Raw genomic sequence first — 21,830 nt, forward strand, 5'->3', positions numbered from 1 at the left:
AAACGCATCGCGCGATGAAAGGACGTCCGCCATGGCACTCATCGAGAACACGGTCGGCGAACTGCCTTACCAACTGACCGACTTCGATCAGCACTCCTACGAAGCGGAGGACTGCTTCACCCGCTTCATGCCGAAGGACAAGTTGGACACCGCTGTTCGGCCGATCATCGCGCCGTCGGGACGCAAAGTGCTGCTGGCCAACGATCAGATCGTCACCGCGCTCGAGAACGATCTGGACGAGGCTTATGTGCCGGGGTCGCTCGTCGAGATGCTCAAGCAGCGCGCCGCCGGCAACGCGGCCGAGGCCGACCGCTTCTACGAGCCCATGCAGCCGGAGTACCTGGATCGGGAGGCGCGGCTGGCGCAACTCAACGAACAGCAAATCGAACGGGCGATCATGTACCCCGGCGGTTGGGCGCTGATGGCCGAGCAGTACCTGCGCGGCGTCGATCCGCTCTATGACAACATCGAATCCTTCAACAAGTGGATCAACGAGGACTGGGGCTTCAACTTCAAGAATCGGATCTATGCCCCCGCTCTCATGTCGATGCGCAATCTGGACCGCGCGTGCGAGGAACTCGACCGAGTTCTTGACGCGGGTGCACGCTTCGTGGTGCTGCCAGCCGGGCCGGCATACGGACGCTCACCGGGTGATCCGTACTTCGACCCGTTCTGGGCGCGAATCAACGAGGCCAAAGCGGTGGTGTGCTACCACATCGCCGAGTTCTACTACCAGGACAACATCGCCTCCGACTGGGGTTGGGGCCTGGTTCCCCCGTTCCAGTTCTCGGCGTGGCAATGGCAGAACACCTACGGGGAGCGGCCGATCACCGACACGATCTCCGCGCTCATCTTCGACAACATCTTCGGTCGCTACCCCAACATCAAGGTGCTCGTCAGCGAGTTTGGCGCCGAGTGGGTTCCGCACTTCATCCGCCACATGGACAAGAGTCGTGGAATGGCGCGCAACGGCCGGTGGCTCGGCGGTCAGCTCAAGGAGCGGCCCAGCGCGATCTTCAAGAAGCATGTTCGGGTGGTGCCCTACCCCGAGGACGACACCGTGGCGATGATTGAAAAGCTCGGGACTGACGAGACCCTGCTGATGGGGTCGGACTGGCCGCACGCAGAAGGACTGCGCGAGCCAGCCGACTTCTACAACAAGGTCGACGGCCTTGATGACACGAAGAAGCGTAATTTCCTGCGCGAGAACGGTATCAAGCTGACCGAGGGCACCAACTAGGCATCGAGGGTGTACAACGAACCCACGCTGCTCGACACCTTCCGGCGCTGGGCCGCCGATGCGCCGCACCGCCCTGCACTGGCGCATTTCGACACGGTGCTCACCTACGGCGAAGTCGACAGCGCCAGTGACGGTCTGGCCGTCGCGCTTGCCGCCGGCGGTTTCGGTTCCGGCGACCGCGCGGCGCTGTACCTGCAGAACGTGCCTCAGTACGTCATTGCGCTGCTGGCCATCTGGAAACTCGGCGGCTCGGCGGTGCCGATCAACCCGATGCTCACACCAGGCGAGGTCGTGAAGCTCGCCGACGATGCCACGCCCCGGGTGCTGATCGCGCTCGACGAGTTGTACACACGAGAGCTTGCGGATGCCCTCGGCGGAGGGCCGGTCGAGCGAGTGATCACCACGAACGCGCTCGACTGGCAGAACCCAAGCGACGGCTTGCACGCGCTCATCGCCGAGCACTGGGGTCGACGTCCCGACAAACGGGCCCCGGTGAGCGGTGACGTCGCCGTCATCACGTACACCTCCGGTACGACGGGAAAGCCCAAGGGTGCTACGAACACGCACGGCAACATCGTCACGGGTGGCCGGAGTTACCGGGAATGGTTTGCGCTCGCCGACGGCGACACCGTACTCGGAATCGCCCCGTTGTTCCACGTGACGGGGCTGACCGGACACATCGCGACCGCGATCGCCGCGGGCGGTGTGCTGGTGTTGTGCAACCGATTTCGCCCCGACGTCGTGCTGGACGCGGTGCGCCGTCACCGGCCTACCTTCACGGTTGGCGCGCTCACGGCATTCATCGCCCTCGCGGAGTCCGACGCTACACGGCCGGATCTGGCTAGCCTGACCACAATCGCCTCCGGCGGGGCGCCCGTGGCTGTCGGTGTACTGGAGCGCTTCCAGGACCGATTCGGCACCTACATCCACAACGTCTACGGGATGACGGAGACGACCTGCCCGGTGCTCGCTGTGCCCATGGGCGACGATGCACCGGTCGATCCTCAGACAGGGGCACTATCGGTCGGCAAGCCGCTGCCGGGTGTCGACGTCGCCGTGCTCGATGACGAAGGTCAGCAGCTGCCGCCCGGGCAGATCGGCGAACTTGCTGTCTCGGGACCGCAGGTCGTGCCGGGTTACTGGAACCAGCCGGACCAGACCGCAGCGGCCTTCCATAACGGGCGACTGTTGACGGGCGACGTCGGCTACGTCGACGACGCGGGCTGGTTCTATTTGGTGGACCGCAAGAAGGACATGATCGTGGCCAGCGGATACAAGGTCTGGCCGCGAGAGGTCGAGGACGTGTTGTACACGCACGAGGCGGTACGGGAAGCCGCTGTCGTCGGTCACCCCGATCCCTATCGAGGCGAGACGGTCAAGGCATTCGTTTCCTTGCGCGAGGGCCACATCGTAGACGCCGACGCATTGATCGAGTTCTGCCGACAGCGCATGGCCGCCTACAAGTACCCACGCAGCGTTGCGATCCTCGACGAGATACCGAAAACGGCGACCGGCAAGATCATGCGGCGCGTCCTGCGCTCCGAGCGGGCCTGAGCTGCCGGCCGCGGTCTCAGCGGCTCCGGCCAGCGGCCTTGTTTCGGGCGCGCACAACCGCATCCCGGTGTTCGTCGGAGCCCATGCTCACCAGTTCGCCGTCCAGCCCGCGCGCGAACGCGTGCTCGAGCTGGACCTCCAGATAGGAGTTCAGCGCCCGTTTCGTCTGCCTGAGCGCGGCCGGCGGCATGCTCGCCAGTTTCGTTGCGAGAGTGAGCGCTTCGTCCAGCAGGGACTGCGCCGCTACCGTGCGGCTCGCCAAGCCGAGCCGGACTGCCTCGTCCGCGGGGATACGGCCCCCGAGAAACAGGTACTCTTTCGCCCGCGACAAGCCGATGAGAGTCGGCCACGACATGCCCCCGTCCCCGGGGACGAGGCCCATACGCAGATGCGGATCGGCGAGGAAGGCGCCCTCGGCGATGAGCACGATGTCCGAGAGGACGGCGAGGCTGCACCCGAGGCCTACCGCGGGCCCGTTCACGGCCGCCACCACCGGCAGGCGGCAGCGCACCATGCCCTCGATGATGGCCCTGCCCTCGGCCATGGTCTGCGCGCGCATCGCCTCGTCGGCGATGTTTTCCTGCATGTAGCCGAAGTCGCCTCCCGCACTGAACGCCTGCCCGGCACCCGTGAGAACGACCGCGCGCACACCGGCATCCCGATCGAGACGACCCCACACCTTCGCGAGCGCCTGATGCATGGGACGGTTGGCGCCGTTGAGGTCGTCAGGACGGTTGAGGGTCACCAGCCGGATCGGGCCGTCGGCCTGCACGAGGATTCCCTCGGGCAGTCCGTAGTCCACTTCATCGAAGGCGGGCATCGGTCTCCTCGTCGATGATGGGCTCTTACGCCGTATAGTTTACGTGTATATCATGACCGCCGTTTGTGGTCATAGTGGTCGAGCAGTGCCGACACCGCCTGCTCGAACGACGATCGGTCGTGTAGCGCTTTCATGTAGGCGGCGAGTTCCGTATCGTCGGCCAGCGCCGAGTGCACCTCGAAGTTCGGACTCGTCTCGATCAGGAGCCGGCCCACGCTGAGCTGATGCAATCCGGCATAGGCGACATTCGCTTCCGCCCTACTCAGGCCGGCACGTTCGAACTGCCTCAGGCAGAACGACACGATTCGCCGCGCGTTGGGAAGCATCTTGCGCGTCAGCAGAACTGTTGTCATGCCTGGCACGCTGCGCAGCGCCTCGTGAGTGTCGATGGTCGTGTCCACGAGCAGCCGACGCCAGTCGCCGGTGTCCGGGTCCGGGAGTTTGATCTTGGCGAGGATCTGATCGCCGACCAGCCGCACGATTTCGTCCTTGTCATCCACGTGGTGGTAGAGGGCCATTGCCGACACGCCGAGCTTCGCGGCGACCGTGCGCATCGTGAGCGCGTCGATCCCCTCGGTTCGGATGAGGTCCGCCGCGACGGAGGCGATCAGCTCCCGCGTGAGCGGTGCGCGCTCGACGGCGTTCAGTCGCTTGGCCACGCACTGACCATACGCGTATAGGAGGCATGTCGGTGGATTATGCCGGGGGGCGGCAATCGGGTTGTCCCCAGGTGCATTGCCACGAGGCCGCCGCCTGTCACAATCAGTGATACTATTATGCTGTTAGCCGTGACTTCAGACGCCAACAACCCAGTCCTCGTCGAGCAACGCCACCGCATCCTCATTATCACGATCAATCGGCCGCAGGCGAAGAACGCGATAGACGCCGCGGTGAGCCAGGGCCTCGCCGCGGCTACCGACCGGCTGGACGACGATCCGGCATTGTCGGTTGGCATCGTCACGGGAGCTGGCGGATCGTTCTGTGCGGGAATGGATCTCAAGGCATTCGCGCGGGGAGAAAATGTCGCGGTAGAAGGCCGGGGTCTCGGCTTCACGGAACGGCCTCCGGTGAAGCCGCTGATCGCCGCGGTCGAAGGTTACGCCCTCGCCGGTGGCACCGAAGTGGCATTGGCCACCGATCTGATCGTCGCGGCCGATGACGCCACCTTCGGCATTCCCGAGGTGAAGCGCGGCCTGGTGGCGGGCGGCGGGGGATTGATCCGGTTGCCGCAGCGGATACCGGCGGCGATCGCCATGCAACTGGCGCTGACCGGCGCTAACCTCCCGGCGCGCCGCGCGCACGAGTTGGGGATGGTCAACGTGCTGACCGGACCGGGTGGCGCCCTGGGCGGAGCGATCGCGCTGGCCGAGGAGATCACCGCCAACGGGCCGCTCGCCGTCGCGGCGACCAAGCGGGTGATGATCGAGTCGCGCGAATGGCCGGCCGATGAGGTATGGCGCCGCCAATTCGAAATCATTGGACCTGTTTTCGCGTCAAACGACGCCAAAGAGGGCGCGGTAGCCTTCGCCGAGAAGCGGCCACCCAAATGGACGAACAGCTGACCGGTCCACTTCGTGATCTGTGCGTCGTCGAGCTAGCTTGTCCACCGCCCGGGAGTCCAGACTCGTTACCGCCGGGCCTCTTTCGGCAAGCCGAGTACGCGCTCGGCAAGGATGTTGCGTTGCACCTCGGATGTCCCGCCGCCGATCCGCAATCCGAACGATTCGAAATACTGCTCGACCTCGTCGAGATTCGCCAGCACACCGAATTTGCGGATCCTGTGGTTCAGCTCGGTGGCGACCAACTTCAGCGCGCTGCTGGCAGGGCCGGGCTCGCCGCCCTGTTGTTGCTCGGAGACGGTCTTGTACAGCAGCGCCCGCACGGCGAACACGTCGTCGGCGAGCTCCTGTAGGCGATCCATCAGGGCAGGATTGTCCGCATGGGTTTCGGCCAGCTGCGCCACGATCCGCTGCAATCCGATGACGGTGGCCGCGAATGCCGTGCTGCGCTCGAACAGCAGCGTGGTGGTCGCCACCTTCCATCCCGCGCCGATTTTTCCGAGGACGTTCTCCAGCGGGATGCGCGCGCCGTCGAAGAACACCGCGCAGAATTCGGGTCTGCCGGTGATCGCTGTGATCGGACGCACGGTGATTCCCGGTGTGCGCATGTCGGCGATGAGATACGTCAGCCCGCCGTACCGATTCGAGGCATCAGTACGCACCAGCAGTTCACACATATCGGCATTGTGGGCGCGGGAGTTCCAGATCTTCTGTCCGGTTACTACCACATGGTCGTCGTCGACGACACCCCTGGTCGTGATGGCCGCGAGGTCAGACCCGGCGCCGGGTTCGGAGAAGCATTGAGCGAAAATCAGATCGCCCGTGAGGATGCCGGGCAGCCAGCGGCGGCGTTGCTCCTCAGTGCCTTCGGAGATGATCGTGGGGCCGGCGTGGCCGATCCCGACGAAGAACGGTTCGCCGCCACGCCCGCCCGCGCGTTGGTGTTCCTCGTGAAAAATCAACTGCTGCATCGGGGTCGCGTCCTGGCCGCCATATGCGGTCGGCCATGCGATACAAGCCAGGCCGGCTCCCGCAAGCCGCTTTTGCCAGAGCCGCTGGGCCGCTAGATAGTCCGCGTCGCGGTCGTCGCCGACCGACGCGCAGGCAGCGAGCTCAGGAGCCGGGTTCGCCATGAACCATCGCCGTAAGCGATCGCGAAATTCGTTGTCGTCCAGATCGGTCAGAGCTACCGTGTCAGATACCGTCATTGCCGCCGGCTTTCCACGAGTCGTGCGACCTCTTCGCGGTTGACCTTGCCCGAATCAAGGCGCGGGATCGCGTCGACGAATGCGATGCGACGGGGCAACTCATATGCGGCAAGCACGGCGCGCAGCGCCCGCCGGATCGTCTCAGCGTCAGCGGTTGCGCCGGGCTGCAGCACGACAGCTGCGACCGGAACCTCGCCCAGCCTCTCGTCGGGAACACCGGCAACCGCGGAATCTGCGATCTGGGCCAGATCGTTGAGCGCCGCCTCCACCTGGGCGGGATAAACGTTGAAGCCTCCGCACACCACCATGTCGCGTACCCGACCGACGACGAACAGGAATCCATCGTCATCGATGGTTCCGAGATCGCCGGTGCGCAACCAGTTTCCGGGATCAGCGGGTTGACCGTCGGCACTCAGATAACCCGACATGGCCGATGCGGCGCGCGCCGATATCTCGCCGACCTCACCGACCGGCACCGGTGCGCCGTCGGGGCCGAGGATCGCGACCTCTACTCCGGGTGCGACCCGGCCTACGGTGCCGTCGGGGCGCTTACCCGCGGCGACGTCGGCGGGCCGCTCGAAGGCAATCGCCCCGGCGAACTCGGTCTGCCCGTAATTACGCAGCACGGGTACGCCGTATTTCTGTTCGAATGCACGACGCGTCGCTTCGGGAATCGCTGCGGTACCGACGATCACGTAGTCCACTCCAGGCAGCCCGCTCGCACCGTCGGACGCAGCCAGCTCCCACACCATCGCTGGCGTCAGGCCCAGCACACCGAGGCGATACCGCTCGACCAGGTCGAATACCCGCTCGGGCGAAAACTTTTCGACGAGCAGCGCCGGTTTACCAAGCCACCATGCGGTGAGCATGCCAAGGAAGCCGCCCATGTGAGCGATTGGTACCAGTACGATGCGCGGTCCACGTGCAGGCTGTCGCGGGGGGCGGCCGTCACCGTCGAGCCCATTGCCCGTAGCGATCCCCGCCACCGATCCGCGCAAGGCGGAGAACGTCAACGACGCGCCCTTCGGCGTGCCGGTGGTGCCCGACGTGAACATGACCACCGCCTCGCCGACCGGTGCGCCGTCACGAACCTCGGTGTCGGCGAAGTCGACATCCAGACCACCGCAGGTGGCCGGCGTCACCAGTGCGGCCGCCGACGTCTCGGCCAGCCGCCGCCGCACTTCGGACTCCGGCACCATCGTGCTTGCGGCGACGACAGAACACCCCGCGCGCCACGCCGCGTGGATCGCGACGACCGAGGCCGCGTTGTTGCCCAACCGCACCAGCACCCTGGTGCCCGGGGTCAGCTGCTTGGAGACCCGCTCGGACGCCTCGGCGAGCTGCCCGAACGGGTACTCCAACCCGTCGACGATCAGGGCCGTGCTCGCCGGTGCCAGTCTCGCCAGCCGGCCAAGGATGTCCTCCACGCCCGTCTGGCCTGATACCGGCGCCGCGCTCATGCTTGCCCTTCCTCGCAACGTTGTCGCTATGACGACCGTACGAGCTCCGGACCCGTTTGCGCCGGTCCAGAACTGAGAACGGCATTTGCCCGCCAAAACGCCCGTAGATATTGCGCTCACGGTTACCGGCCTAGTTCCCTGGAATGCGTGAATTTCGAAATGGATGGCGACGTCCTGGCGCTCGCCGACGCCATTGCGGAGTTCTTCGCGCGGCGGAGCGATGCCGAGGCGATCACCGCAGCGTCGATGACGTCTCGAACCGCCGATCGTCAGCGGTGGGCGGCCCTGTGTGAGATGGGCCTGCCGGCCTTGCGGGTACCCGAACCCGCCGGAATCGGCGCGCGCCTGTTAGAAGCCACTGTCGTCGCCGAGAAGGTGGGCGCGGTCCTGGTACCCGAGCCTGCCGCGGCGACGATCGTCCTTGCCTCGGCGTGGAGTGCTCATGAGCAATCCACGGGCTTTCTCGATGCGCTGTGCGGTGGCTCGAGGATCACCGCACTGTGCGGTTTCGACACGGTCGAACTATCCGAAACGGGGGTCGTGAGCGGACGAGCCTGTGTTCCTGACGACGACGAGACCGACGCGGTCGCGCTGCCGGCGCGGGACTGTGGCGCAGGCGAGTCGGCGATCGTCGTGCTGGACACGGCGGCGCTGCCGCCGCCGGTCCGCCGGTCGGCTGCGGACCCGACGAGACCCACCGCAACGGTCGATCTGGAAGGCGCGCGCCCGGTCGACATCCTGCGGATCGGCGACTGGACCGCACACCGGCGTGAACTGGCGTTGCTCACCGCGGCCGAACTCGTGGGCGGCATGCAGGCCCTCCTGACCAAGACGATCGATCACGCCAAGGGCCGTCAGCAGTTTGGCCGTCCGATCGGCAGTTTTCAGACCATCAAGCACCGGCTCGCCGACATGTACATCGCGACCGAACAGGCGCGTGCGGCCGTGCAGTTGGCGGCGGTCGCCTGTGAAGACGGTGCCGACACCGCCTCGGCCACCGTGGCGTCGGCCGCGCGCTGGGTGCCGCGTGCCGCGATCGAGGTCGCTGAGACCGCAATTCACCTTCACGGGGCGATGGGGTATTCCTGGGAGACCGGCGTGCACCTGCATTTGCGACGTGCACTGACCACCCGACATGACTTCGATAGATCGAAACTGCTTGCAATAGGAGCTCTTTCACCACTCGTGGAGGCGGTGTGATGTCAGGGTTCAGGGAAGAGCTGCGCGCTTTTCTTCGGGCGAACGACCCTGGGCGCGCACCGAAGGATCCCGCAGAGCGGCTGGCCTGGCAGCGTCGGTGGTCGGCATTGCTGGTCGACGAGGGTATCGCTGCGCCGTCGTGGCCAAAGCGCTGGGGCGGCATGGAACTGTCGCTGACCGGGCAGGTGATCTATCACGAGGAATTCGCCAAGGTGCGACGGCCCGCGCACCCGGGGGCAGGAATCTTCGTGGTGGGCCCGACGATCATCCAGCACGGCACCGACGAGCAACGCGAACGATTCCTGCGCGCTGGTCTACGCGGCGATAGCATCTGGGTGCAAGGCTTTTCCGAACCAGAGGCGGGTTCGGACCTGCCCAGTCTGCGCACTCGTGCCGATCGCGACGGCGACGCGTACGTCGTCTCCGGGCAGAAGATCTGGATCACCAATGCGCGCAACGCCGATTGGTTGTTCGCCTTGGTGCGCACCGGGTCGCGCGAATCGCGCCAAGACGGGATAAGTTACCTGCTGATCGACATGGCATCACCGGGTGTCACGGTGCGCCCCCTTCGTGACATGACTGGCGGCTCGTCGTTCTGCGAGATATTCCTCGACCAAGTCCGTGTTCCCGTCGCGAATCGAGTCGGGCAGGAAAACGAGGGCTGGAAGATCGCCCGCACGAGTTTGGGCCACGAGCGATCGACGGCAGGTGTCGCGCAAGGCATGCGATATCGCCGGATCGTCGACGAAATACACGCTCTGGCAGCGGAACTGGGCCGCACAGGCGACCCACGGGTCCGCCAACTGTTGGCCGGCATCGAGATAGACGTGCGGCTGGTCGTCCTTAACAACACCCGGACGCTGAGCACGGTACTCGCCGGGTCCGACCCAGGGCCAGTGTCCTCGATCGGCCGGTTGATGTTCACCGAGTTCGAAAAACGGCTGCACGAACTGGCCGTCGACCTGATCGGTGCACCCGCGATGCTGTCGCCGGATGACAAGCACTCGGTGCAGCGTGGCCGCTGGGTAACCGGTTTCCTCGCCACCAGAGCCTCCACGATCGGTGCGGGTACCGCAGAGATCCAGCGCAACACCATCGCCGAGCAAGTACTGGGGCTGCCGCGCGACGACATCGTCGGTGCGAACGCCTGACACGAGCCACATCCTTCACCCGCCAACCAGGAGCCCTCCATGATCCAAGCCACGAACACGGACACCACGTCGGAAAAGTTCAAGGAAGCGACGTCGGCCGAGATCGACGACGCCGATATCGCCAAAGACCGTGCGGCGCTACGGGTGTGGGCTGCCGCGCGCAGTCAGGAGCTCATCGCTACCGCTACCCCCGAGGCGATCCGCAACTTCGCGCACGGCTACGGCGACGACAATCCGCTCTACACCGACCCGGACTACGGCCGGGCGACGCGATGGGGCGGCCAGATCGCGCCGCAAATCATGGCCGCTGTCCTCAACGCGCCGCTACGCGGCGACAAGCTGCCGAAAGAACTGCGTGGCGGCAGCTATCGCGGGATACACGCCTTCGTGTCCGGCGGGACATGGGAGTGGTATCGCCCCGTCTATCCCGGTGACACCCTGTACAGCTTCTCAGGGCTGGAGTCCGTCGAGGAGAAAACGTCGGACTTCGCCGGGCGATCGGTGATACGTGTGCTGCGAGACGTGAAGATGAACCAGCACGCCGAGGTCGTGGGCGTCTACCGAACCTTGGTGATCTACACCGAACGCAAGAAAGCCCGCGAGAAGGGCAAGTACAGCGCGATCGAAGATCCGTCCTACACCAAAGAGGACATCGCCGCGCTGGACGAGATCTACGCTGCCGAAAAGGTGCGTGGCGCCGAACCGCGGTACTGGGAGGACGTCGTCGTCGGCGAGGAGATGGGGACGATGGCCAAAGGACCACTCACTACCACCGACATGGTGGTATTCCATGCCGGCGGTTACGGTTTTGTGCCCTATGGGCTGAAGACGGGTAGGTTGGCGTACCAGAACCGCCGCCGAATCCCGGCGTTTTACATCGACAACGAGTACGGCGTGCCCGACGTCGCACAGCGCGTGCACTGGGATTCCGAATGGGCCAAGGCCATCGGCAACCCAAGGGCCTACGACTACGGCGTGTTGCGTGAATGCTGGATTCACCACTTCCTCACCGACTGGATGGGCGATGGCGGCTTCGTGGTCCGTCAGCACGACGAGATCCGGAAGTTCAACTACCAGGGCGACATTCAGTACCTCACCGGTAAGGTCGACGGCAAGCGGCAAGAGGATGGCCTGATGCTGATCGACGTCGCCGTCGAGGTGCAGAACCAGCGCGGTGACACCACGGCGCAAGCCGATGCGACCATCAGCCTCCCCAGCCGAGAACTCGGCGCCGCCATGCTGCCGGATGCGCCGAAGGATCTGCAGCGGGACGCCGTGCGCATTTTCGAGCGCCACGGCGAACTACTGAAGTCCAACAATGCGTGACGCTTCCGCGGGGATCACGGCGGCGGTGGTCGGTTCCGCGTTGATCCTGACGTTGAACCGGCCAGACAAGGGAAATGCGTTGCGGCAACAGGAATGCGCGGCGTTGCTCGGCGAGATCCGGGCGGTCGATGGTGGTGGCGACGTGCGCGCGATTCTGATTCGCGCGGAAGGTCGCAACTTCTGCGCAGGCGCGGATCTGGTCTCTGCGAACGCCGATCAGGGCAAACCCCGCACCGGCCACTTGACCCGCTCGTTGGAGGCCGGTGCCCACGGACTCATCTCTGCGGTGTGGAACTGCCCCGTGCCGACCATCAGCGCCGTGCAGGGCAAGGCGATCGGACTGGGTCTGCATCTGGCCGTGGTGTGCGATTTCGTCGTCGCGGCCACCGATGCCGCGTTCGTCGAACCGTTCTGCAAACGTGGCTTTTCGGTGGACAGCGGCGGGTCGTTCCTGCTGCCCCGGTTGGTGGGTTTGCGCAGGGCCCGCCAGATGCTCTTCCGGGGCACCGCAATCGATGCGGCGACGGCCGTGGAATGGGGTTTGATCGATGCCGCCGTCGCGCCGGATGCCCTTGAGCAGGTGGCCGAAGAGTTGGCGACGGAACTGGCCTCGGGGCCGACGTATTCGCTCGGTCACACCAAAAAGCTGCTCAACAACCCCGCGTTAGACGGGCTGGACGCGGCGCTGTCGCAGGAGACCAAATCTGTCGAAGCCACCGTGCGGAGTGCCGATTTCAAAGAAGGCCTCCGTGCGTTCGTCGAACGACGCGAGCCGGATTTCACCGGCAACTGAGCGCGGAGGGATGATGAGTTTCACGCTTACCGAGGAACAACACGAGTTGACCGGCGCCGCCGCGGCGTTCTTCGACAAGCGCTCGCCAGAAACCGAGGTGCGGCGCCTGATGGCCGAAGGCGGCGCAGCGGATCCGGCGGTGTGGTCACAGATGGCCGGGCAACTGGGCCTCCCGGGTCTGATCGTGCCGGAGGCATACGGTGGCGGTGGTTTCCGATTCCTCGATTTCGCGCTGGTCGCAGAGCGCGCCGGCGCGGCGCTGCTGGTCGCGCCGTTGGTGTCGACTGTGGCGGCGGCAGGCGCGGTCATGCTTTCCGAGGACGACGAACTCAAGACCCAGTACCTTCCGGGGTTGGCGTCGGGCGATTGCATCGGGACATTGGCCATCGCCGAGCAGTCCGGAAGCTGGGGTGCATCCGCGGCGGAGGTGACTGCGGAGGCAGGCGTTGGCGGCGGGGTCCGATTGACAGGCGTAAAGATGTACGTCGTCGACGGACAGCACGCCGATATATTGATCACCTCGGCGCGGTCGCCGCTCGGCACTGTCAATCTCTACGTAGTGGAGGCAAACTCACCGGAGGTGACTGTCACGGCGCTGAGCACGCTGGACATGACGCGGCCCCAGGCACGCGTCGAGCTCGCCTCCGCTCCGGCTCGCCCGTTGGCCGGCGACGCCGACGGTGAGGCCGTGTTCGAGCGGGCCATGGCGATCGCGGCGATCTTAGTGGCCGCCGAACAGGTTGGCGGAGCCCAGCGCTGCCTGGACATGGCGGTTGAGTATGCGAAGGTCCGCATCCAGTTCGGCAGGCCGATAGGAAGTTTCCAGGCCATCAAGCACAAGTGCGCCGACATGCTCGTGGACGTGGAATCGGCCCGATCGGCGGCCTACTACGCGGCCGGTGTTCTCGATGACGGCAACGACGAGGCGTTAGTAGCCGCGGCGCTGGCCAAGGCACACTGCTCGGCGGCCTATACCCGTGTCGCGGGGGAGAACATCCAAATCCACGGTGGGATCGGCTTCACCTGGGAACATCCCGCCCACCTGTACTTCAAGCGTGCCAAGACGTCGGAGATCCTCTTCGGCGACCCGGCATGGCAACGCGAACGGCTGGCGGCGCTGGTCGGAATCTAATGCATGCCGAGGGCGCGGCTGATGAACGGCATCACGATATGCTCCAACTCTTCGCGGGGAATGGGGCCGCCCGCGGCAGCCTGGTCGGCGGTCATGCCTGCGACCAAAAAATAGATCGCCTTCGCATCGGCGATGGGGTCGTCTGAGTGAAAGTCGCCGCCGTCCTTGCCTGCCCGAATGGCCTCGGCCAGCGGTGCGATCAGGCGCTCGGTGACGCGCTCGAGTTCGTCGGGATACTCGGGCAGCAGCTCCCGCCAATGCGACGCGAACAGCGACGACGGCTTCGCTAGGTCTTCCAGGTACGCCATGTCGATGGTCGCGGCCAACCATGCGCGGACCTTCTCCGGCGGGGTACTCGCTGCGTCGGCAACTCGGCGCAGGTGAATGGCCGCCCCACCGACTTCGTATTCGAGCAGCGCGAGCAACAGGTCGCTCTTCTTGTCGAAATACCGGTAGAAGCTTCGCGTCGAGAGCTTCGCCTGCCGAAGCACGCTTTCGACTTTGAACCCCCACCAGCCGCTGCGCTGGAGCACCTCCATCGCCGCCGTCAGCAGTCTGCTGCGTTCGTCCTGAGCCTTCTGTGTGGTCACGGTGGCCGACGCCATCGTCATTCTCCGATCGCCATTCTTGGCTACAGGGTAGCCACCCGAAGTCCCGTTTTCAGCTACGGCACTGGCTGAGGGGCTTTTTCCGGCGATAACGTGACGTCATGGCCCTCGACCACCGGTTACGGCAGAATCTGACGCTGCCCGCGATCTGCGCACCCATGTTTCTGGTATCGGGCCCGCAGTTGGTCACCGAAGCGTGCAAGGCGGGCATCGTCGGCGCGCTGCCGAGGCAGAATGCACGCGGGATCGAGGTTTTCGACGCCTGGTTGCGCGCCATCCGCGAGGAACTCGACGTTTATTCGGAAACGAATCCGACAGCGCGGGTCGGGCCGCTGGCGGTCAACCTCGCGACGTTCCTCGATGAGGACGAGCTGGCCGAGAATCTGGGCGTGTGCGAGCGCTACGGCGTCGAGATCATCATCTCGGCGACCGGCAATCCCGCGACGCTCGCGCGACGGGTGCATGACATGGGCCGAGTGATCTTCCACGACGTGACGACGATTCGATTCGCGGAGAAGGCGATCGCGGGTGGCGTCGACGGACTGACCTGCATCGGCGCCGGCGGAGGCGGGCATTCCGGGACGATCAGCCACCTCGTGCTGATTCCCAAGATAAGAAGCATGTTCGACGGCGTCATCGTGATGGCTGGCGCGGTCTCCAATGGCGCGGTGATTCGCGCCGCAGAGATCCTCGGTGCTGACTTGTCGTATCTCGGTACGCGTTTCATCGCCACCAGGGAGTCGATGGCCGCGGACGAGTACAAGGCCATGATCTTGCGCGCCTCGTCCACGGACCTGCTGTACACCCCAGACATCGCCGGAGTGGGGGCCAACTGGATGACGGAATCGATGACCACGGTGGGGCTCGACCCGTCCGCTCTTCCCAAGCCTGCCGTAGCGGGCAAGATCAATCACACACACCTACCCGACGGTGTGAAGCCCTGGAAGAACCTTTGGTCGGCGGGGCAGGGTATCGACCTCATCGACGACATCCCTACGGTCGCAGAGCTTGTCGCCCGGCTACGGCGTGAGTACATCGCGGCATGCAGAACCCCCGATATGGCTGACGTCGCGCGACTGGTCGACGAAGCGCTGGCCTGAGAGGAGCACGATGGATGCGCCACCCGAAGGTGAGGTCTTGTTCCACGTTGCGGACCACATCGCCCACATCACACTGAATCGGCCCGACCATGGCAACGCCCTAACACCGGCAATCCTGAAGTGGTTTCAGCAGGCGTGGCGGCATATCGCAGAGGATCCCGCCATCCGTTGCGTGCTGATCACCGGGGCCGGTGAACGACACTTCTGCACCGGTGCCGATCTGAACGGCGTCAACCAGCGCGGCGGTGTCGGCGTGGGACTCGGACGAATGAGCGAAGACGTCGGACTGACATCGCGCCACAACAACGTCTGGAAGCCCACGGTGTGCGCGGTGAACGGCATGGCGGTGGGCGCCGGACTGCATTTTGTCGTCGACGCGGACATCATCGTCGCCTCCACGAACGCGGTCTTTCTGGACAGCCACGTCAATGTCGGGATGGTCGGTGGTCCTGAAAACGTGGGGTTGGCTAAACGGTTGCCACTGGGCACCGCGTTGCGAATGACCCTGCAGGGCAGAGCCTTCCGGCTCTCTGCCCAACGCGCATACGATCTCGGGCTGGTAGATGAGCTGACCGAGCCGGGGGAACTGCTTGCGACCGCGCGGCAGATCGCCCACGACATCACCCTCAACTCGCCGCACGCAGTGTCACTGTCGCAGCAGGCGGTCTGGGCTTCGCTCGAGATGCCCTACTCGCAGGCCGTCGAGTATGGCTTCGGTTTGGTCAAAACCCAATGGCACCACCCGGATTTCACCGAAGGGTTCCGTGCGTTCGCCGAGAAAAGAGCGCCGAACTGGAAGACCGATTAGCCAACGATGACGGCGCCCGACTTCCTTGCGCTCCTGGACCGGCCCGACCCACGCGGCGTTGCGCTGGAGGACTCTCGGCGATCGATGAGTTACCAAGAGCTCGCAACCTCGGTCCAACAGATGGCGGCCGGTCTGGCTCGGCTCGGGGTGGACCTGGGAGATCGTGTCGCGGTGATGCTGCCGAATTCGGTTGCTTCGGTGGAGGTTTACCTCGCGTGCGCGATGACGGGCGCGATCTGGGTAGGTGTCAACCCCGCCGCTCCTGAGGCCGAACGTCAACGGCAGCGCGCGCTCGTCACGCCCACGCTGACGATCACCGAGCAGGACCTGCCGTCGCTGGCGGCCGACGACACGTTCGACGCCCCACCTCCCGATCCCTCGGTGCCGTGCGCGATTGGCTTCACCAGCGGAACCACCGGCACACCAAAGGCGTTCGTGCACAGCCGGTCAGCAGTGTCCCTCCTCGCCGCGGTGCTGGCTGAAGCCCAGTTGCGTGCGGACGACAGGATCGGCGTCGTCCTTCCGATGAGCATCCACAATCTGATCGCCGTTGGCGCGCTGCCCGCGCTGTTCGCCCAAGCCACCTGCGTGGCGGTCGAGCGAATGAACGCGCGTGGCGTCGCCTACGCGTGCCGCGACCGTAAGCTGACCATGGTGAACGCGCTCGTTCCGGCAACTATTTACGACCTGGTCCACGACGACGAGATCACCGCGGACATGCTGGCCTCACTGCGGGTGGCAGGGACGGGGGCCGCGGGACTCTCGGAACCGCTGCGCAGTGCTTTCGAATCGAAGTTCGGTCGTCGGCTCATCGGCTCCTACGGCATGACCGAAGCGCCGGGAGTCGTATGCATCGAGGACCCCGAGGTACCGCATGCCGCGGGCTCAGCCGGCAAGCCACTGCCACACCTCGCGGTCCACGCGTGCGACGAGCATGGCCGCCGGTTGGTCGTTGGTCAGCAGGGCGCACTGACGGTGTCCGCCGCCGTAAGTGGAGCCTGGGCCAACATGTACCTGCCGGCCGCGGGCACGTGGACGCCGGACGGGTTCGCACCCCGGCCGGGCGCTGAAAGGTGTCTCCGTACAGGGGATTACGGCTGGGTAGATGCCGATGGGGCGGTGCACGTGAACGGACGCACCGCCGATGTGATCGTCCGCGGCGGGGTGAACGTCAACGCGGCCGAGCTCGAGAGCGTGCTCGGCCAGCTGCCTGGAGTGCGCGACGTTGCCGTGGTCGGGGAGGACGACGAGAGGCTGGGCCAACGCATCGTCGCATACGTCGAGACGGCGCCAGGGGGCACCGTGGACATCGCCCAGGTGCGTCTGCAAGCCCGTGAGGTGCTGTCTCACAGCAAGGTTCCGGACGAGTTCGTCATCACCCGGCTGCCACGCAACCCGATGGGAAAGGTCGTCCGAGGTCAGTTGAAAGGTGGCAGCTGAACGTGGGACAGCTTGACGGCAAGGTGGCCGTGATCACCGGTGCAGGAACAGGACTCGGGGCGGCGACCGCGACGCTGTTCGCGCGGGAAGGCGCTGCGGTCACACTGGTCGGCAGACGTGCGGAGAAGCTCGAGGAGGTCGCCGGTGTCATCGAAGTGAACGGTGGGCGCGTGCTGGTCGTGGCCGGTGACGTGGCCAAGCCCGACACCGCGAACCGCGCTGCCGCGCAATCGATCCAAGCGTTCGGCGGCGTCGACATTTTGATCAACAACGCCGGACTGCACGCGGCGCCCCATCCGCTGCACGAGACGCCGCTCGACGAGTGGGACAGCTTCCTGGCCGTCGATCTCACTGGCCCCTTTCTATTCACCCGGGCGGTGCTGCCGTCGATGATGCAACGCCGCGACGGTGCCGTCGTCAATGTCGGTTCCATGGTGGCGTTGGTGGGCTTCAAGGGCAGTGCCGCCTACGCAGCCGCCAAGGGCGGCCTGGTCTCGATGACGAGGACCACTGCGGTCGACTACGCGGCGTACGGTATTCGCGCGAACTGTGTGTGCCCCGGTGGAATGGAGCCGGTCGAGTACGGCAACCTCACCGACGAGCAGCTCGCGCAACTACGCGACGCCGTAAGCCTCTCCGGCGGACCGCTGTTGGACCGTCTTGCCAATGTTGGTGAAGTCGCGCAATTCCTGCTGGTGCTCGTCGGGCCCAACGGTAGAGCGCTGACCGGCGCCGTGATTCCGTTCGACGGCGGATTCACCGCGAAGTAGTGCTCAGGCGCCGGGCAGACGCTCGTTGCTCAGCCGTTCGCCCGGCGTGAAGGTCGCGGGCACGTTGATCCACCCGTTGATCACGCCGATGCTCGGATAGCGACGGGCACCATCATGGTTCACCTTGTAGTCGGGCATGCGCGCCAGCACCCTGCGCACCATGGTGGCCAACTCGATGCGTGCGATATGTGAACCCAGGCAGCGATGGATTCCGATGCCAAATGTGGTGTGCCGGTTGGGAAATCGATCCAGAACTACCTCGTCTGGATTGTCGAAGGCCGATTCGTCCTGGTTTGCCGATGCCCAACTCAGCAGGACCCTGTCGTTGGGCTTGAGCTCCACGTCACCGACGGTCACCGGCTTCGTGACGGTGCGCGCCAGGCCCTGCTGCGGTGTGAAATACCGGAGGAATTCCTCGCATGCCTGCGGGATCATGTCGGGGTTGTCGATCAGCTGCTGACGTGCTTGGGGATTATCCGCCAGGTAGATGAGCGCATTGGCGGTGACCGCGGTGGTGGTGTCGAACCCGCCGGCCATCACAAGGTTGACCATCGACAGCACCATCTCGTCGGGAACTGGCTCACCGTCGATCTCGGTGGTGACCAGTGTGCTGATGAGGCCGTCCTTCTCGGGCTTGGCTCGACGCTCGGTGATCATGCCGAACACTCGACCGATCACTTCCAGGTACCGAACGAGCACCTGTTCCTGCTCCTCGGGCGGCGTGTAGATGATCTCGTGCTGCACTTCGGCGTAGTCGCGCCAATGTTCAACGGGCAGGCCGAGGAACTCGCAGGTGAATAGCGATGGAACCGGGTTCGCGAGGTCGTCGACGATGTCGAAGGAGCCCGTTTCGATGACTTGGTCCAGGCAGATGTCGATCCACTTCTCAACGCGCGGTTCCCAAGCCTTGCTGGCGGCGGGCGAGAAGAGCGGGTTGAGGAGCCTGCGATAGGGCAGGTAGTCCGGCGCGTCCATCTCGATCGGGAACATCGGGACCGGTGACGGAGGGATGGTGACGCCGAGCGGGCCGATCCCGTTCACCTCATGGCCCGACGCGAAGGTTTCGTCGTCCTTCGCCGCGGCGACGACATCCTCGTACCGGCTGATGACGTAGAAGCCGCCGTGGGCATCGGTATGCGCGACGGGGCACTGCGCGCGCAGACTCGCGTTGATCGACCGCGAGTTCTCCGCATACTCCGGGGAGTGGTGGTCGAAGTCCGTGATCGTGCGGTCATCGAACATCGTCATCTGTTACCTCTTTGCGGTCTAGGGCTTGTTGACGTTTCCCGCGTCGACGGGCAGCTGGACACCTGTGATGTAACGCGCATCATCGGATAACAGGAACAGCACCGTCTTGGAGATCTCTTCCGCGGCAAGAACAGGAATGGGCGAATAAGGGTGACCGGCAGGCGCATCGAGATCCGGCAGGACGTTCGCGGCACCCTGAATGAACAGCGGCTGCGGTTCGGCGCATTCGAATGCGCTGGGGTCTCCGCCCATGGCGGTGAGCACGCCGGTTGGGTGGATCGTGTTGACTCTGATGCGATGAGGCGCAAGCTCATTGGCGAACGCTTTCATCAGCCCGACCACTCCATGCTTGGCGGCCACATAGTGCGCGTAGGGCACCTGTCCGCGGATTCCGGCTGCGGAACTGGTGATGACGATCGATCCGCCACCCGCCTCGATCAGGCGAGGTGCGGTCGCCTGGATTGTGTTCCACACACCTTTCAGATTGGTGTCGACGATGAGGTCGTATACGTCCTCGGTGATGCTCAGGGAACCTTCCTTGTGGAACGTGCAGACGCCGGCATTTGCGCAGACGGCGTCGATGTGGTCGAACTCGCGGACCGCCCGCGCAGCAGCATCTTTCATCGCCGTGCTGTCCCGCACGTCGGCGACGACTGTCAGGCAGCGACGTCCGGTGTTCTCGACCAGCTTTCGCGTCTCGTCGAGATCGGCTTCCGTCGCGTAGGAGTATTGCACCCTGTCGCTGACCTGATGGCAGACATCCACCGCGACGATGTCGGCGCCTTCTTTCGCCAACGCGACAGCGTGCGAGCGTCCCTGCCCGACGCCTGCGCCGGTGATGAAGACGACTTTGTCCTGAACCCTGCCCATCGCGGCGTTCACCCCTTCTGTAAGTTCTTACTGCAGACCGATATAGACGTTCTTGGTGCGTTGAAACTCGCGCAGACCCCAGATCCCGCCTTCGCGGCCGAACCCGCTCTGCTTGACGCCGCCGAACGGGGCGCTGCTCGGCACGATCGGAAAGCCGTTGACCGCAACGCCACCCGCATCGAGTGCGCCGGCGATGACATGGGCGCGCCGCAGGTCGCGCGTGTGTACGTACGCCGCCAAGCCGTACGGGGTGTTGTTGGCCAGTTCGATGGCCTCATCGTCGGTGTCGAACCGCAGGACGCTCAGCACCGGGCCAAAGATTTCCTTTTGGGCCAAGTCGCTCGAGGGATCGACGTCGCCGAACACGGTCGGCCGGTAGAAGTATCCCTTATCCAGGGCCGCCGGCCGTGCGCCACCTCCGAGCAGCTTGCCGGCCTTGCCGGCGATCGCGGAATCGACTGCCGCAGTAACTCGTTCGAGTTGAGCTGCGGTGGCCAATGGTCCCATCAGGGTGGTCGGATCCCACGGATCGCCGACGCTGAGCGTCTCCGCGCCCGCGACGACTCGGGCAACCATGTCGTCGTACACGTCGCCGTGCACCAGCAATCGGGTGGGCAGCATGCAGCCCTGACCCGACAACGTCATCAGCCCGGCCCCGACCGCCATCTGCGCTGCCGCGTCCAGATCCGCGTCGGGAAAGACGATGTTGGCCGACTTCCCGCCCAGTTCCAGAACGACCGGAGTGAGCGCCTGGGCCGCGGCGGTCAACACCTTCCGGGCGGTTTCACCGCCGCCGGTAAAGGTGATCTTGTCGACGCCTGGGTGCGCGCATAGCGCGGCACCCGCAGTGCCGTCACCGGGGATCACGTTGAGAACACCCGCCGGCAGCCCCGCCGACGCGGCGATCTCGGCGAAGCGCAGCGCACTGAAGGGAGCGTTCTCGGGCGGCTTGAGCACCACGCAGTTGCCCGCTGCCAACGCGGGGGCGACCTTCATCCCCATCGCCACAAGTGGGCCGTTCCACGGGATGATGGCGCCGATCACGCCGATCGGTTCGTCAAGGACGTAGTCGAAGGCCCCGCCCGCAGGTACGGCCACGACCTCACCGCCGGATTTACCGATCCAGCCCGCGTAGTAGTCGAACCAGTCCGCCGCCATCTGCGCGGCGATCCCGGCCAACATGTTCGGTGTGCCAATCTCGAGGGTCGCGATGGCCGCGAAACGCTCACTGTCAGCGACCAACCGCCGCGCGATCTCCTGCAGAATGTCGCGACGGCCATTGAGATCCAGACCGCGCCAACCGGGGAATGCTGCGCGGGCGGCCGCGACGGCCGCGTCGACGTCGTCCGTACCCGCCAGCGGAACGACGGCCTGAACCTCGCCGGTCCCCGGGTAATGGTGCTCGTAGCTGCCGCCGCCGCTTGTCGTCAGTTCGTCAGAACCGACGATGAGTCGGGGCTGCGGAAGGCTGTCTGGCAATGTCCGCTGCACGCTGGTCATTTTTCGTGGGCCAGGACCGCGGGGCAATGGATCGAGTGAAAGC

20 protein-coding genes are annotated in these 21,830 nt (G+C 65.2%); 12 read left to right on the forward strand and 8 right to left on the reverse strand.

The window, feature by feature from the left end; all coding sequences use genetic code 11:
- Positions 1-31: 31 nt before the first annotated feature.
- Positions 32-1,240 carry an amidohydrolase family protein gene (locus A5692_RS09895; RefSeq protein ID WP_067925945.1) on the forward strand — a complete coding sequence of 403 codons (1,209 nt, stop codon included), beginning with the start codon at positions 32-34 and terminating at the stop codon, positions 1,238-1,240.
- A 9-nt stretch (positions 1,241-1,249) separates the two neighbouring features.
- The gene (locus A5692_RS09900; RefSeq protein ID WP_067925942.1) at positions 1,250-2,794 is read left to right on the forward strand and encodes a class I adenylate-forming enzyme family protein; all 1,545 of its coding nucleotides are present in this window, start codon (positions 1,250-1,252) and stop codon (positions 2,792-2,794) included.
- 16 nt (positions 2,795-2,810) lie between these two features.
- On the opposite strand, the gene A5692_RS09905 is transcribed toward A5692_RS09900, so the two are convergent.
- Together A5692_RS09905 and A5692_RS09910 are read right to left on the reverse strand one after the other, a co-directional pair.
- Positions 2,811-3,614, reverse strand: a complete 804-nt coding sequence (locus A5692_RS09905) for an enoyl-CoA hydratase/isomerase family protein (protein WP_067925939.1) — start codon at positions 3,612-3,614, stop codon at positions 2,811-2,813.
- Positions 3,615-3,664: 50 nt separating this feature from the next.
- Entirely contained in the window at positions 3,665-4,273 is a 609-nt protein-coding gene (locus A5692_RS09910; protein WP_067925933.1) for a TetR/AcrR family transcriptional regulator, read from the reverse strand.
- 117 nt (positions 4,274-4,390) lie between these two features.
- Here A5692_RS09910 and A5692_RS09915 point away from each other — a divergent pair, with 117 nt between their 5' ends.
- On the forward strand, positions 4,391-5,176 hold the full coding sequence (locus A5692_RS09915) for a crotonase/enoyl-CoA hydratase family protein (RefSeq protein WP_067925930.1): 786 nt from the start codon (positions 4,391-4,393) through the stop codon (positions 5,174-5,176).
- A 65-nt stretch (positions 5,177-5,241) separates the two neighbouring features.
- On the opposite strand, the gene A5692_RS09920 is transcribed toward A5692_RS09915, so the two are convergent.
- Both A5692_RS09920 and A5692_RS09925 read right to left on the reverse strand, forming a co-directional pair.
- Complete coding sequence (locus tag A5692_RS09920) at positions 5,242-6,381, reverse strand: acyl-CoA dehydrogenase family protein (RefSeq protein ID WP_067925927.1); 1,140 nt, start codon at positions 6,379-6,381, stop codon at positions 5,242-5,244.
- Positions 6,378-7,841, reverse strand: a complete 1,464-nt coding sequence (locus tag A5692_RS09925; protein WP_067925925.1) for a class I adenylate-forming enzyme family protein — start codon at positions 7,839-7,841, stop codon at positions 6,378-6,380. Before A5692_RS09925 ends, A5692_RS09920 begins: the two co-directional genes overlap by 4 nt.
- 147 nt (positions 7,842-7,988) lie before the next feature.
- On the opposite strand from A5692_RS09925, the gene A5692_RS09930 reads away from it, so the two are divergent.
- Genes A5692_RS09930 through A5692_RS09950 form a run of 5 tightly spaced genes read left to right on the forward strand, consistent with a single transcriptional unit; the run spans position 7,989 to position 13,443 of the window.
- Positions 7,989-9,041 (forward strand): acyl-CoA dehydrogenase family protein, encoded by a 1,053-nt coding sequence (locus A5692_RS09930; RefSeq protein ID WP_067925923.1) that lies wholly within the window; start codon positions 7,989-7,991, stop codon positions 9,039-9,041.
- Complete coding sequence (locus tag A5692_RS09935; RefSeq protein WP_067925921.1) at positions 9,041-10,192, forward strand: acyl-CoA dehydrogenase family protein; 1,152 nt, start codon at positions 9,041-9,043, stop codon at positions 10,190-10,192. The genes A5692_RS09930 and A5692_RS09935 overlap by 1 nt, the downstream gene beginning before the upstream one ends.
- 39 nt (positions 10,193-10,231) lie before the next feature.
- On the forward strand, positions 10,232-11,518 hold the full coding sequence (locus A5692_RS09940; RefSeq protein ID WP_067925919.1) for a MaoC family dehydratase N-terminal domain-containing protein: 1,287 nt from the start codon (positions 10,232-10,234) through the stop codon (positions 11,516-11,518).
- The gene (locus A5692_RS09945) at positions 11,511-12,311 is read left to right on the forward strand and encodes an enoyl-CoA hydratase/isomerase family protein (RefSeq protein ID WP_067925917.1); all 801 of its coding nucleotides are present in this window, start codon (positions 11,511-11,513) and stop codon (positions 12,309-12,311) included. Before A5692_RS09940 ends, A5692_RS09945 begins: the two co-directional genes overlap by 8 nt.
- Positions 12,312-12,324: 13 nt before the next feature.
- Positions 12,325-13,443, forward strand: coding sequence for an acyl-CoA dehydrogenase family protein (locus A5692_RS09950; RefSeq protein WP_067926130.1), 1,119 nt, complete (start codon positions 12,325-12,327; stop codon positions 13,441-13,443).
- Here A5692_RS09950 and A5692_RS09955 read toward each other — a convergent pair.
- Positions 13,440-14,048: a TetR/AcrR family transcriptional regulator gene (locus A5692_RS09955; RefSeq protein ID WP_067926127.1), complete on the reverse strand. Its 609-nt coding sequence runs from the start codon at positions 14,046-14,048 to the stop codon at positions 13,440-13,442. The two genes, A5692_RS09950 and A5692_RS09955, sit on opposite strands and share 4 nt — an antisense overlap.
- 104 nt (positions 14,049-14,152) lie before the next feature.
- On the opposite strand from A5692_RS09955, the gene A5692_RS09960 reads away from it, so the two are divergent.
- The 4 genes from A5692_RS09960 to A5692_RS09975 are packed head-to-tail and all read left to right on the forward strand — an operon-like array spanning position 14,153 to position 18,169.
- Positions 14,153-15,151 (forward strand): nitronate monooxygenase family protein, encoded by a 999-nt coding sequence (locus A5692_RS09960; protein ID WP_068055102.1) that lies wholly within the window; start codon positions 14,153-14,155, stop codon positions 15,149-15,151.
- 10 nt (positions 15,152-15,161) lie between these two features.
- On the forward strand, positions 15,162-15,959 hold the full coding sequence (locus A5692_RS09965) for an enoyl-CoA hydratase/isomerase family protein (RefSeq protein ID WP_067925914.1): 798 nt from the start codon (positions 15,162-15,164) through the stop codon (positions 15,957-15,959).
- A 6-nt stretch (positions 15,960-15,965) separates the two neighbouring features.
- Entirely contained in the window at positions 15,966-17,399 is a 1,434-nt protein-coding gene (locus A5692_RS09970; protein WP_067925911.1) for a class I adenylate-forming enzyme family protein, read from the forward strand.
- A 2-nt stretch (positions 17,400-17,401) separates the two neighbouring features.
- On the forward strand, positions 17,402-18,169 hold the full coding sequence (locus A5692_RS09975) for an SDR family NAD(P)-dependent oxidoreductase (RefSeq protein WP_067925908.1): 768 nt from the start codon (positions 17,402-17,404) through the stop codon (positions 18,167-18,169).
- A 3-nt stretch (positions 18,170-18,172) separates the two neighbouring features.
- Here A5692_RS09975 and A5692_RS09980 read toward each other — a convergent pair whose 3' ends face one another.
- Genes A5692_RS09980 through A5692_RS09990 form a run of 3 tightly spaced genes read right to left on the reverse strand, consistent with a single transcriptional unit; the run spans position 18,173 to position 21,778 of the window.
- Positions 18,173-19,417 (reverse strand): cytochrome P450, encoded by a 1,245-nt coding sequence (locus tag A5692_RS09980; RefSeq protein ID WP_067925904.1) that lies wholly within the window; start codon positions 19,415-19,417, stop codon positions 18,173-18,175.
- A gap of 18 nt (positions 19,418-19,435) precedes the next feature.
- Positions 19,436-20,287 (reverse strand): mycofactocin-coupled SDR family oxidoreductase, encoded by an 852-nt coding sequence (locus A5692_RS09985; protein ID WP_067926124.1) that lies wholly within the window; start codon positions 20,285-20,287, stop codon positions 19,436-19,438.
- A 27-nt stretch (positions 20,288-20,314) separates the two neighbouring features.
- Positions 20,315-21,778, reverse strand: coding sequence for an aldehyde dehydrogenase (locus tag A5692_RS09990; RefSeq protein ID WP_067926122.1), 1,464 nt, complete (start codon positions 21,776-21,778; stop codon positions 20,315-20,317).
- Positions 21,779-21,830: the final 52 nt, after the last annotated feature.

This window comes from Mycobacterium sp. E342 (assembly GCF_001667665.1).
GTDB lineage: Bacteria > Actinomycetota > Actinomycetes > Mycobacteriales > Mycobacteriaceae > Mycobacterium.